Source organism: Polaromonas sp. P1_A2 (genome assembly GCF_056406895.1).
Genome location: NZ_JBFTZI010000004.1, coordinates 39851 through 52260 on the forward strand (window position 1 = coordinate 39851; position 12410 = coordinate 52260).

Here is a 12410-nt window from a genome sequence, read left to right on the forward strand (position 1 = left end):
TCATGTGGGGCCGTTTCACTTCGCACCTCTATGTACGTATATGGCTGGCGGTTGTCGCCACCGTGGTCGTGCTGACTTTCCTGGTCGGCGCGGCCTGGCGCCTGAGCGCCGACCCGCCGCTGCTGCCGATACGCGAAGTGCTGGTGCACAACGACAAGGGCGAAGTCATAGGCACGGCGCAGACCCGGCCCGACCGCAAGCTCGGCGATGACCTGGAGTTCGACGTCGTGACCAATGACGGCCAGACCCTGAACCTGCTGCTGCCCCGGCCCAAGCGCCCGCCGGGCAACCCCTGGATGCGCCCGCCTTTTGGTTTCGGCTTCGGCTGGATGCTGGGCCTGGTCGGCCTGGCCGTGGCCGTGGGCGCCTACCCCGTCATGCGGCGGCTGACGCAGCGGCTCGAAGCCCTGCAACGCGGCGTGGAGCGCTGGGGCGCAGGCGACCTGTCGGCCCGCGTCAATGCCGACGGCAAGGACGAGGTGGCGTTCCTGGCCGGGCGCTTCAACCACGCGGCCGAACGCATCGAAACCCTGATGGAGTCGCACAAGTCACTGCTGGCCAACGCCTCGCATGAATTGCGCTCGCCGCTGGCACGCATCCGCATGGGCCTGGAACTCATGGGCACCGACGCCGCCTCGCCCCAGCGCAAGGAAATCTCGCGCAGCATCAACGAGCTCGACCAGCTGATCGACGAAATCCTGCTGGCCAGCCGCCTGGACGCCAAGCAGGCCGACGCGGAGCCCTTTGAAACCCTGGACCTCACGGGACTGGCGGCCGAGGAATGCGCGCGCGTCAACGCCGAACTCAGCGCGGAACTCGGCCAGCAGCCGGCCGCCGGCCTGGGGCTGGACGCCGCCAGCCACAGCCTGACCGTGCAGGGCTCGCCGCGCCTGCTGCGCCGGCTGATCCGCAACCTGCTGGAAAACGCCAGGCGCTACAGCACCGGCGAGATCAACCTCGAACTCGCACAAACCCGCGTCGGCGCCAAACAGCTGGCCGTGGTCAAGGTGCACGACCGCGGCCCGGGCGTTCCGGCCGGCCAGCGCGAACGCATCTTCGAGCCTTTTTACCGCCTGCCCGGTGCCAGCGAGCGGGAGGGCGGCGTGGGCCTGGGCCTGGCGCTGGTCAAGTCCATCAGCCAGCGCCATGGCGGCAACGTGCGCTGCGAGGCACGACCCGGCGGCGGCGCGTCCTTCATCGTGGAGTTGCCCGTGGCCCATGCGGTCGCCCAGCCCGCAGCGTGAAATAAGTCACGAACTTGCGACGATTCAGCTGAAATCCCCGCCGTCTCCTCTATTTGGAGAATGGTCAAACCCTGCGCGATCACCGACAGTTGCGGTCGTTGCTGTCACAACACCCGCAATTCGAGGGAAACAGGGAAATAAAAACCAGACGTCGGTGAAACATTTTTTGGTCTCCCAACGACGTTCTCCCATCCAGGAGAACTTTCAACAGGCCACCGCGAGGTGGCCTTTTTTTTGCCCCGGTGCCAGGCAGCGCAGGCTTTGATACCCTAGGGCCTCCTTCTCAGCACAGGACCGCAAGCCATGAGCACCGCCGCCACGCCCCAGCCCGCCAGCATCCCCCAGGGCTTTTTCCCGTCCACCGCGGACCGCATGCCGCTGATGCCGCGCGAGGCCATGTCGCCCGCGCAACGCGAAGCCGCCGATGCCATCATCGCCGGGCCGCGCAAGGCCGTGTTCGGCCCCTTCATCCCGCTGCTGCGCAGCCCGCAGCTCATGGGCCGCGTCGGTGACGTGGGCGCCTACCTGCGTTTTGAGAGCACGCTGGACGCGCGCATACGCGAACTCGCGACCTGCGTGGCGGCCCGCCACACCGCCAACCAGTTCGAATGGCTGATGCATGCGCCGCTGGCGGTGGCCGCGGGCGTGGCCCAGGCCACCGTGGACGCGATTGCCGACGGCCGCCAGCCGCGCGGCATGGCCGAAGACGAAGCCGTCGCGCTGGACCTGAGCTTCGAAGTGCTGCGCCAGCACGGCTGCAGCGACGCGACCTATGCCGCGGCCGTCAAAACCTTTGGCGAACAGGGCGTGGTCGAGCTGGTGAGCCTGGTCGGCTACTTCGTGATGGTGTGCTGGGTCATGAATGTGGCGCGCACGCCGACGCAGGCCAAGCCGAGTGTGGCGCCCCTGTCCGCCTTCCCGGGCTAGGGCATCGGCGCCAGCGCCGCCAGCACACGGTCGGCGCTGATGTCATTCAGGCAACGCGTGTGGCCCAGCGGGCATTCGCGTTCAAAACAAGGCGCGCAGTCCAGCGGCGGCTGGTAATCCGCATCGGCCTTGAGCCAGAGCACGCTGGCCTTGCCGCTCAGCGGCGGCGTGTGCAACGGGCTGGACGAACCGAAAATCGCGACCTGCGGCACGCCGAACGCCGCCGCCACATGCATCAGGCCCGAGTCGTTGCTGATCGTGCTTTTGCAGGCAGCGATCAGGCACAGCGCCTGCACCAGCGAGGTCTTGCCCGCGAAATTCAGGCAGTGGCCGGCTTTCGCCGCATTCACGGGCGCGGCGATTTCCTCGCACAGCGCCGCTTCCTTGCCTGAGCCCAGCAGCACCACCGGCAAGTCCAGCCGCGCGGCCAGCTCCGAGAAATGGCGGGCCGGCCAGCGCTTGGCAGGCCCATACTCGGCGCCCGGCGCAAACACGTAATAGCCGCCGCGCCGCAAGCCCAGTTCGGCCAGCGCCTGGTCGATTTCGGCCGGCGCCATCTGCAGCCGCGGTGTGTCCTTGTCGAGATCGCCCTCCCCGCTCAAGGCCGAATAAAACGCCACCATGGGCGGCTTGTTCTTGGGGTTCTTGAGCCGGTGCGTGAGCAGGCCCACGCGCGCCTCGCCGAAGTAGCCTATGCGCTCGGGAATGCTGGCCAGAAAGGGCAGCAGCGCGCTTTTCAGCGAGTTGGGCAACACATAGGCTTTGTCGAAACGGCCTTCAATGCGCTTGGCGATCGCCCGGCGCTCCCGGAACTGCAGGCCGCCGTGCGCAAAAGGAAACTCGATGACCTCGGCCACCTGCGGCATGGCGCGGTACACAGGCGCCACCCAGGGCAAGGCCCCCACCGTGAGGCGCTCGCCGCGCGCATGCAAGCGGCGCAGCAGCGGCTCCGTCATCACCGCATCCCCAATCCACTGTGGAGCGATGACGAGGGTGTTTTTAGTGGCCGCCACCGAAATGCTCGCCGTCTTTTAATTTGTAGACGGTCCCGCAATAGGGGCATTTCGCTTCGCCGGTGCGCGCCACATCCAGGTAGACCTTGGGGTGGCTGTTCCAGATTTTCATGTCGGCCTTGGGGCTGGGGCAGTAGACACCGCCTTGCGCATTCAGGTCGGAGGCCAGCAGTTCAACAGAAGAAGAGGTGCTCATAGATATGTTCAAACCTTGGCGAGCCAATGGGCGTATTTGGGATTGCGGCCGTTGACGATGTCAAAGAAGGCGCTCTGGATTTTTTCGGTGATGGGGCCGCGCGAGCCGGCGCCGATTTCAATGCGGTCGAGTTCGCGGATAGGCGTGACTTCGGCGGCGGTGCCGGTGAAAAAGGCCTCATCCGAGATATACACCTCGTCGCGCGTGATGCGCTTTTGCACCAGCTCCAGGCCCAGGTCCTTGCAGATGTGCAGGATGGTGTTGCGCGTGATGCCGTTGAGCGCGCCGGCCGAGAGGTCGGGTGTGTAGACCACGCCGCCCTTGACCACAAAAATATTCTCGCCCGCGCCTTCGCTGACGAAACCCGAGGCGTCCAGCAGCAGCGCCTCGTCGTAGCCGTCGTCCAGCGCTTCCATATTGGCCAGGATGGAGTTGGTGTAGTTGCTCACCGCCTTGGCCTGCGTCATGGTGATGTTGACGTGGTGGCGCGTGTAGCTCGAAGTCTTCACGCGTATGCCGCGCTTCATGCCCTCTTCGCCGAGGTAGGCGCCCCAGGCCCAGGCCGCGACCATCAGGTGGATCTGGTTGCCCTTGGGGCTGACGCCGAGTTTTTGCGAGCCTATCCAGGTCAGCGGACGGATGTAGCAGGACTCCAGCTTGTTCTCGCGCACCACGGCTTTGGTGGCTTCGTTGACTTCTTCCTGGGTGAACGGAATCTTCATGCGCAGGATCTTGGCGCTGTTGAAGAGGCGCTCGGTGTGCTCTTCAAGGCGGAAAACCGCCGTGCCGCCGGCCGCGTTGTAGGCGCGCACGCCTTCAAAAGCGCCGCAGCCGTAATGCAGGGTGTGGCTCAGCACGTGGATCTTGGCGTCGCGCCAATCGACCATCTGGCCGTCCATCCAGATTTTGCCGTCGCGGTCTGCCATGGAGGGTGCTACTGGGGGCATGATGGGAATCCTGTTCTATGTGGGGTGATGCGGGAAGCCGGGCGCGCGCGGGGCGCCGCCCGAAAAACCTGAATTGGCGATTTTACGGGGCGGGCGCCGCCGCGTCCTGCGCGGGCCTGAAAAGCTCATGGTGGGCCAGCTTGCCACCCACAAAGGTGCAGGTGACCCTGGATTCGCCGGCATCGGCCCAGCGGAAGATCTCGGGCTGCTCATCCTTGGGCGAAAGCCGCTCGCCCAGCGCCCGCGTCATGGCCACGACGTGCAGCAGCGTCATGCCGGGCTTGAGCTTGGCATTGAGCATGACCGCGCTGTCGACATACCCTATGGGGCGGTTGGCCGCGCGTTTGAGGATCTGCATCATGCGGCTGAAATGCAGCAGCACCCACATGACCAGGCCGCCGGCTACCGCGGCCACACCGGCCCAGCCGTAAAAGCGGTAGCCCAGCACAACGGCCGCGACGCCGGCCACGGGAACAAGGATTTTCTGGAAGTTCATGGCGCTATTTTCGCAGCCCCGGCCCGGCGGCCGGCTGCGGGGACTGCGTAGGCGCCTGAGCGGCGGCAAAACGGGGATTCAGCCCGCGCGCGCGGCCCAGCCCGTGGCCAGCGCATGCGCCCAGTCGCCGCGCCCACGGCTGGCCGCCACCCGCGACTGCGCCAGGTGGTCGTAAGGCACGGCGCGCAGATCGACGCGCCAGCCCACGCCGGTTTTTTCAGCGATGGCATAGCGCGCATGCGGCGCGCCGTTTTCCACCACATGCGGATGCGGGTGCGCGTCGTCATAGGCCTGCAGGCCGACGCTGCCGGGGTTGACGATGAGCACATCGCCGCACTGCGCCAAACGCGGCACATGGGTGTGGCCGCACAGGACCAGCGTATGCCCGGACTGCGCTGTGGCGCCCAGGCGCTCGCGCACTTCATCCGCCGTGGCCGGGCTTATGCCCGTGGCGTGGCCCGCGCCGAAGCCGGGAATGGTGGTTTCCAGCCAGTAAATCAGGTCGCTGGCCGGCGTGCCGTGGCACAGCAGGATGTCGCCGCCGGCCAGCGTCAGGCTTTCGGGCAGTGAGCGTATCCACGCCAGGTGCGCCGAACCCAGCTGGGCCGCCGTGTAGCCGTCGGTGCCCAGGGGGTCCAGGTACTGGCCCTGGTCGATCAGCTCCAGCACCTGCCGTTCATGGTTGCCGCGAATCGTGGGAAAGCCGCGCGCCATCAGCAAATCAGCCGTTTCGGCCGGCTGCAGTGGCCCGCTGAGGATGTCGCCGAGGTTCACCACCTGGTCCACGCCCTGGCCTTCGATGTCGGCCAGCACGGCCTCCAGCGCCGGCAGGTTGCCGTGGATGTCGGAGATGGCGGCGAGTTTCATGCCACTGATTGTGCAACGCCTCAGCCCAGGCCGCGCACCACGTTCATCGCCTCTTCCACCCGCTCCACCGCGTGGATGGTCAGGCCCTCGATGGGCTTTTTGGGCGCGTTGGCCTTGGGCACCACGGCCACGCTAAAGCCCAGCTTGGCAGCCTCCTTCAGGCGCTCCTGGCCGCGCGGGGCCGGCCGCACCTCGCCGGCCAGGCCCACTTCGCCAAAGGCGATAAAACCCTTGGGCAGCGGCTTGCCGCGCAGGGACGAGGTGATGGCCAGCATCACGGACAGGTCGGCGGCCGGCTCGCTGATGCGCACGCCGCCCACGGCATTGACAAACACGTCCTGGTCCATGCAGGCCACGCCCGCATGGCGGTGCAGTACCGCCAGCAGCATGGCCAGGCGGTCGCGGTCCAGGCCTACCGAGAGGCGCCGCGGGCTGGGCCCGCCGTTGTCGACCAGCGCCTGGATTTCAACCAGCATGGGGCGCGTGCCTTCCAGCGTGACCAGCACGCAGCTGCCGGGCACGGGTTCGCTGTGCTGGCTCAAAAAGATGGCGCTCGGATTGGCCACGCCCTTGAGGCCTTTTTCGGTCATCGCGAACACGCCGATCTCGTTGACCGCACCGAAGCGGTTCTTGATGGCGCGCACCAGGCGAAAGCTCGAATGCGTGTCGCCTTCAAAGTAGAGCACGGTGTCCACCATGTGCTCGAGCACGCGCGGGCCGGCCAGCGCTCCTTCTTTGGTCACATGGCCCACCAGCACGATGCACACGCCGCTGGACTTGGCCGCGCGCGTGAGGTGGGCCGCGCATTCGCGCACCTGCGCGACCGAGCCGGGCGCGGAAGTCAGCTGGTCGGAATACACGGTCTGGATGGAGTCGATGACGGCAATCGCCGGCTGGGTGGCTTCCAGCGTGGCGAGGATTTTTTCAAGCTGGATCTCGGCCAGCACCTTGACCTGCGAGCCATCCAGCCCGAGCCGGCGCGAGCGCAACGCGACCTGCGCGCCGCTTTCTTCACCGGTGACATACAGGGTGTTGAGCCCGGCGCGCTGCAGCGAATCAAGCGCCTGCAGCAGCAGCGTGGATTTGCCTATGCCCGGGTCGCCGCCTATCAGCACCACGCCACCTTCCACGATGCCGCCGCCCAGCACGCGGTCCAGCTCTTCGTGGCCGGTGGGCGTGCGCTCCATGTCGGTGGCTTCGATGTCGGACAGGGCGGTCACGTCGGAGGCCTTGGCCAGCGACTGGAACTGGCTGCTGTAGCGGTTCTTGGCCGGCGCGCCGCTCTCGGCGGCCGACTCGACCAGCGTGTTCCAGGCATTGCAGTGCGGGCACTTGCCCAGCCACTTGGGGCTGCTGCCGCCGCATTCGCTGCAGGTGTAAATCGTCTTGTCTTTGGCCATACGCGATATTACTGTATAAATAACCAGGTTTTGGATTTGATCATGATGCGGGAGGCGCCGGCCCGACAAGCTGGCCGCCTGGCGGAATCCCGCCGGCTCAGCATAATTGCGCGCTTGCACAGACAATGGCCTTTTGCTGTATTTCCCCGCCGACCCGACCCCCATTGCTTTCTTGAGGACACCGCACCATGAACATTTCGCGCCGCCAGCTCATACAGTCTTCCAGCGCCGCCGCCCTGCTCGCCGGCATAGGCCGGCAGGCCTGGGCCCAGGCCCTTGACAGCACCAAGGTCATCGCTGGCTTCGCGCCCGGCGGCACCGCCGACATCGTCTCGCGCCGCGTGGCCGACAAACTGCACCCCGGCTATGCCAAAAGCGCGGTGGTCGAGAACAAAACCGGCGCGGGCGGGCAGATCGCCGTGCAGTTCGTCAAGACGGCCGCGCCCGACGGCGCGACGGTGCTGCTCACGCCCATGTCCATGCTGGGCATCTACCCCCACACTTACAAGAAGCTGCCCTACGACCCGGTGGCCGACCTGACGCCGGTCTCGGCCGCGGCGATTTTTGACTACGGCTTTGCCGTCGGCCCCATGGTGCCGGCCAGCGTCAAGACCGTGCCCGACTTCCTCGCCTGGTGCAAGGCCAACCCCGGCCAGGCCAACTTCGGCTCGCCGGCGGCCGGCTCCTCGCCGCACTTCATAGGCGCGCTGCTGGGCCGTGGCGGCAACGTCGACCTGCGCCACGTCGCCTTCCGCGGCACCCAGCCCGCGGTGCTCGACATGGTGGGCGGGCAGATCGCCGCCGTGTCGGGCCCCACCGGCGAATTCACCCAGCATGTGGCGGCCGGCAAATGCCGCCTGCTCTCCACCAGCGGCCCCAAACGCAGCCGCTTCACGCCGAACACGCCCACGCTCGTGGAGCAGGGTTTCAAGGACTTGGCCTTCACCGAGTGGTTCGGCTTTTTCCTGCCGGCCAAGGCGCCGCAGGATGTGGTGCAGCGCCTGAACGCCGGCATACGCAGCGCGCTGGCCTCTCAGGACGTGATCGACGGACTGGCCGTGTCCTTCCTGGAGCCGGCGCCCACCTCGCCGGCCCAACTGGCCGCCATGCTCAAGGCCGACACCGAGCTGTGGGGCCCCTTGGTCAAAGCTGTGGGCTTTACACCGGAAGGCTAAGCCCTTCCCCTGATGGTGAGCAGGCGCCGCCCTTTACGCCGGGCGGCCGTTTTTTTGTGATCAAGAGAACCATGGGCAGCAGCATGAAGGTATGTATTTACGGCGCGGGCGCCATAGGCGGCTGGATAGGTATGGGGCTGGCGCGCGCCGGCTGCAGCGTCAGCGTGGTGGCACGCGGCGGCACACTCGAAGCCTTGCAGCTGCACGGCCTGAGGCTCAACCAGGGCGGCACGGTCAGCTCGCAGGCCGTGGCCTCCAGCGCCCGGCCGGCCGAACTCGGTGTGCAGGACATGGTGGTGCTGGCCGTCAAGGCGCCCTCGCTGCCCGAGGTCGCCCACCAGATCGCGCCGCTGCTGGGCCCGGACACCCTGGTGCTGACGGCCATGAACGGCGTGCCCTGGTGGTTTTTGCAAGGCTTTGGCGGCGCGCTGGCCGGCCAGCGCCTCAGCTCAGTAGATCCGGCGGGCGAGATCGCCGAGGCGATTCCGGCCCGGCACATCGTGGGCTGTGTGGTGCATGCGAGCTGCTCGCTCGACGAGCCCGGCCAGGTGCACCACCACTTCGGCAACAAACTCATCATTGGCGAGCCTTCGGGCGAGAAGACCGCCCGCGTGCTGCAACTGGCCGCGCTGCTCGAAAAGGCCGGCTTCGAAGCCCCGGTGTCGGACCAGATCCAGAAAGACATCTGGTTCAAACTCTGGGGCAATATGACGGCCAACCCGATCAGCGCGCTGACCGGCGCGACCATGGACCGCGTGCTCGACGACGAGCTCGTGACCGCCTTTACCCACAGCATCATGCTGGAGGCCAAGGAAATCGGCGCGCGCATAGGCATCCCCATTAATCAGACCCCCGAGGAGCGCCATGTCATCACACGCAAGCTGGGCGCCTTCAAGACCTCCATGCTGCAGGACGTGGAGGCCGGCAAGCCCGTCGAGCTCGACGCGCTCGTGAGCGCCGTGCGCGAACTGGGCCAGTTGACGGCCGTGCCCACGCCCTCCACCAACGCCCTGCTGGGCCTGGCGCGGCTGCAGGCGCGGGTCAAGGGCTTGTACTGAGGCCCTCCGTTTCATTCCATTCACCACCACTTTTCCAGGAGACAACATGAAACACATAGGCGTCATAGGCGCATCGGGAATGATGGGCCACGGCATCGCGCGCAACCTGCTGGCCAAAGGCTTCCAGCTCAGCCTGACCGTGCACCGCAACAGGGAGCGCGTAGCCGACCTGCTGGCCGCCGGCGCGAAACAGGCGTTCGGCCCGGCCGAACTCGGCACCTGCGACGCCGTCGTGATTTGCGTGACCGGCTCGCCCCAGGTAGAAGAAACCTTGCTGGGCCCCAACGGCGTGCTGTCCAAGGCCAGGGCCGGCCTGGTCGTGATCGACACCTCGACCAGCGAGCCCGAGTCCACGCGCCGCCTGGCCGCTTTGTGCGCGCAGCATGGCGCCATCCTGGTCGACGCGCCGCTGGCGCGCACGCCGGTGGAGGCCGAGCTCGGCAAGCTCAACACCATGGTGGGCGCCGAGCAGGCGGTGTTCGACAGGATCCGCCCGGTGCTGGCGGCTTACTGCGAAAACATCTTCCACGTGGGCGGCCCCAGCGCCGGCCATGTGGTCAAGCTGCTCAACAACTTCGTTGCCCAGGCCATCTGCACGGCCACGGCCGAAGCCTTTGCCGTGGGCGCGCTGGCCGGCATCGAGCCGCAAAAACTGGTCGACGTGGTGTCCGCCGGCGCGGTGAACTCGGGCCTGTTCCAGGCCATGGCCAAAACCCTGGGCGGCGATTTTGCCGGCCTCAAGTTCGAGCTCGACAACGCGCGCAAGGACTTGCGCTACTACACCCACCTGGCCGAGATGGTCAAGGTGCCGTCTATGGTCGGCGAGGCCGTGCACCAGAGCCTGGTGACCGCCAGCGCGCTGGGCTACGGCAAGGAGTTTGTTCCGGCACTGGTGAAGGCGCAGGAAAAGCTGACCGGCGCGAAGATCACGCCGCAGTAAACAACGCAGCCCGCTACAAGGCCTTGGCGTACACCACAAAGCCGGATTTTTCGGCCACCTGGTCGTACAGCCGCATGGCCGTGGTGTTGGTTTCGTGGGTTTGCCAGTACACCCGGTCGCAGCCCGCCGCCCTGGCTTGTTCATAGACGGCCTCGATCAAGGCCTTACCGACGCCGCGGCCACGCACCGATTCGGCGGTGAACAAATCCTGCAGATAACAGACCGGAACAATGCGGGTGCTGCTGCGGTGATACAGGTAGTGCGTGAGGCCCACAAGCTCGCCATTCCCCGATTCGGCGACCAGCGCATGCACCGGCTCATAGGCATCAAAAAACCGCGACCAGGTCATGGCGGTGATTTCGTCGGCCAGCGCGGTCGGGCCGGAGCGGCCGTAGAAGCGGTTGTAGCCGGCCCAGAGCGGAAGCCAGGCGGCGAAGTCCGCTTTGCGGACGGGACGGATGGTGATCGCTGATGTCATGGATGGTCAGGCACTAAATTCCACGGGCCGGGTGGTTCCGGATTTTTTGCGCACCACCACCGTGCCGGCCATCTTGTCGTGCCAGCCCTGCTTGCGCGCGTCAAAGGCCACCCAGAAAATGCCCAGGCCCAGCGGGATGCAGGAAACAAAGTAACCGAGGTAGCGAATCAGCAATTGGCCGGTGCCAGGGTTATTGCCGGTGTCGGCGTCAACTATGCGCGCGGCAATCGCCATCTTTCCGGGCGTGGCCTGGCGCGCCACCCAGAACGCGATCACCGCCACCGCGGGCAGCACCCAGGAGATCAGGAAATCCAGGGGGCCGTGGACGAAGCTCGTGCCCTCCCAGTAGGCGTCGCCGTAGATCGCCGTCAGCAGCGGATACACCACGATGCCCAGCAGCAGGGTGTCGATGATCGACGCCCAGACGCGGATCCAGAAGCCCGCGTATTCCAGTTCTTCCGATGCCATGGAAAACTCCAGTTGGAGAGGTTTTTCATTCGATCTGTACGGGCACGCGCTGCGCAAGCGCGCACATCAATTCATAGCCCACGGTGGCACCGGCCTGCGCGACTTCGTCGATGGACAGCTCGGCGCCGCCTCCAGCGCGGCCCCACAGGGTGACTTCGCTGCCCATGCCCGCGGCGGGCACGGGCGTGAGGTCCACCGTGATCATGTCCATGCTGACGCGGCCCACCATGCGGGTGCGCACGCCGTTCACCAGCACGGGCGTGCCGGTGCTGCAGTGGCGCGGGTAGCCGTCGGCATAACCGCAGGCCACGATGCCTATGCGCAGCGGGCCGTCGGCGGTGAAGCTCGAGCCATAGCCCACGGTATCGCCGGCCTTGAGGTCCTGCACGCCGATGATTTTTGACGACAGCGTCATGGTGGGCTGCAAACCCCAGCCGGCCGCCGTGTGTTCGGGGAAATCGGGCGCGCTGCCGTAGACCAGGATGCCGGGCCGCACCCAGTCGGAGCGGCCGGCCAGTACGTCGCGGTGGCGCAGCGTGGCGGCGCTGTTGCTCAGCGTGCGCTCGCCGGGCAGGTCGTGCGTGACGGCGTCGAAGGCCTGCAGCGCCGCGCTGATGCCCTTGGGGCCGTCGGCGTCGGAGAAGTGCGTCATCAATGTGATCTCCTCGACCTGCGGCAGCGCGTTCAGGCGCGTCCAGGCGGCGCGGTAGCGCTCGGGCGGAAAGCCCAGGCGGTTCATGCCCGAGTTCATCTTGAGGAACACGCGGTGCGGCAGCTGCGTCTTGTGGGCGGCCAGCATGTCGATCTGCTCGTTGCAATGGATCGAGTGCCACAGGCCCAGGCGCGAGCACAGCTCCAGGTCGCGCGCGTCAAAGCAACCCTCCAGCAGCAGGATGGGGCCGCGCCAGTCGAGCGCGCGCAGGCGCTGGGCCTCGGCCAGGTCCAGCAGCGCGAAACCGTCGGCGCTGCGCAGCGCGTCGAAGACGCGTTCTATGCCGTGCCCGTAGGCGTTGGCCTTGACGACGGCCCAGACCTTGGCGTCGGGCGCGGCGGCGCGCGCAACGCCCAGGTTGTGGGCAAGCGCCGCGGTGTGGATGGTGGCAAGAATGGGACGTGGCATGGTGCAAAGAAGAAGTTGGTGCGGGCGGCGGCCTCAGCGGCCCGGTGGAGGCGGTGAACCGGTTCTAAGGGCTTTCTGCAT

At 66.7% G+C, this 12410-nt stretch carries 14 protein-coding genes; 5 read left to right on the plus strand and 9 right to left on the minus strand.

The window, feature by feature from the left end; translation table 11 throughout:
- Positions 1-2 precede the first annotated feature (2 nt).
- Together AC1D09_RS16200 and AC1D09_RS16205 are read left to right on the plus strand one after the other, a co-directional pair.
- Positions 3-1244: an ATP-binding protein gene (locus tag AC1D09_RS16200; protein WP_477664171.1), complete on the plus strand. Its 1242-nt coding sequence runs from the start codon at positions 3-5 to the stop codon at positions 1242-1244.
- A gap of 303 nt (positions 1245-1547) precedes the next feature.
- On the plus strand, positions 1548-2171 hold the full coding sequence (locus AC1D09_RS16205; RefSeq protein ID WP_477664172.1) for a carboxymuconolactone decarboxylase family protein: 624 nt from the start codon (positions 1548-1550) through the stop codon (positions 2169-2171).
- On the opposite strand, the gene waaF is transcribed toward AC1D09_RS16205, so the two are convergent.
- The 6 genes from waaF to radA form a co-directional block, all read right to left on the minus strand.
- Positions 2168-3184 carry a lipopolysaccharide heptosyltransferase II gene (waaF, locus tag AC1D09_RS16210; RefSeq protein ID WP_477664173.1) on the minus strand — a complete coding sequence of 339 codons (1017 nt, stop codon included), beginning with the start codon at positions 3182-3184 and terminating at the stop codon, positions 2168-2170. The two genes, AC1D09_RS16205 and waaF, sit on opposite strands and share 4 nt — an antisense overlap.
- On the minus strand, positions 3171-3380 hold the full coding sequence (locus AC1D09_RS16215; RefSeq protein WP_007873859.1) for a zinc-finger domain-containing protein: 210 nt from the start codon (positions 3378-3380) through the stop codon (positions 3171-3173). The genes waaF and AC1D09_RS16215 overlap by 14 nt, the downstream gene beginning before the upstream one ends.
- An 8-nt stretch (positions 3381-3388) precedes the next feature.
- Positions 3389-4327, minus strand: a complete 939-nt coding sequence (locus tag AC1D09_RS16220; RefSeq protein ID WP_007873858.1) for a branched-chain amino acid transaminase — start codon at positions 4325-4327, stop codon at positions 3389-3391.
- 82 nt (positions 4328-4409) lie between these two features.
- Complete coding sequence (locus tag AC1D09_RS16225; protein ID WP_477664174.1) at positions 4410-4823, minus strand: glycerate kinase; 414 nt, start codon at positions 4821-4823, stop codon at positions 4410-4412.
- A gap of 78 nt (positions 4824-4901) precedes the next feature.
- Positions 4902-5690 (minus strand): metallophosphoesterase family protein, encoded by a 789-nt coding sequence (locus AC1D09_RS16230; protein ID WP_477664175.1) that lies wholly within the window; start codon positions 5688-5690, stop codon positions 4902-4904.
- Between the two features lie 20 nt (positions 5691-5710).
- Entirely contained in the window at positions 5711-7090 is a 1380-nt protein-coding gene (gene radA / locus AC1D09_RS16235) for a DNA repair protein RadA (protein ID WP_007873855.1), read from the minus strand.
- Positions 7091-7278: 188 nt separating this feature from the next.
- Between radA and AC1D09_RS16240 the strand changes: the two genes are divergently transcribed.
- The 3 genes from AC1D09_RS16240 (at position 7279) to AC1D09_RS16250 (ending at position 10263) form a co-directional block, all read left to right on the plus strand.
- Positions 7279-8265: a Bug family tripartite tricarboxylate transporter substrate binding protein gene (locus tag AC1D09_RS16240; protein ID WP_477664176.1), complete on the plus strand. Its 987-nt coding sequence runs from the start codon at positions 7279-7281 to the stop codon at positions 8263-8265.
- An 83-nt stretch (positions 8266-8348) separates the two neighbouring features.
- The gene (locus AC1D09_RS16245; protein WP_477701166.1) at positions 8349-9323 is read left to right on the plus strand and encodes a 2-dehydropantoate 2-reductase; all 975 of its coding nucleotides are present in this window, start codon (positions 8349-8351) and stop codon (positions 9321-9323) included.
- A gap of 46 nt (positions 9324-9369) precedes the next feature.
- The gene (locus AC1D09_RS16250; protein WP_477664177.1) at positions 9370-10263 is read left to right on the plus strand and encodes an NAD(P)-dependent oxidoreductase; all 894 of its coding nucleotides are present in this window, start codon (positions 9370-9372) and stop codon (positions 10261-10263) included.
- A gap of 13 nt (positions 10264-10276) precedes the next feature.
- On the opposite strand, the gene AC1D09_RS16255 is transcribed toward AC1D09_RS16250, so the two are convergent.
- From AC1D09_RS16255 to alr, 3 genes are read right to left on the minus strand one after another with little or no spacing between them, the layout of a single operon-like run.
- Entirely contained in the window at positions 10277-10741 is a 465-nt protein-coding gene (locus AC1D09_RS16255; RefSeq protein WP_477664178.1) for an N-acetyltransferase family protein, read from the minus strand.
- Positions 10742-10747: 6 nt separating this feature from the next.
- Positions 10748-11209, minus strand: a complete 462-nt coding sequence (locus AC1D09_RS16260) for an RDD family protein (protein ID WP_477664179.1) — start codon at positions 11207-11209, stop codon at positions 10748-10750.
- Positions 11210-11234: 25 nt separating this feature from the next.
- Positions 11235-12329, minus strand: coding sequence for an alanine racemase (gene alr / locus AC1D09_RS16265; protein ID WP_477701136.1), 1095 nt, complete (start codon positions 12327-12329; stop codon positions 11235-11237).
- Between the last annotated feature and the right edge of the window lie 81 nt (positions 12330-12410).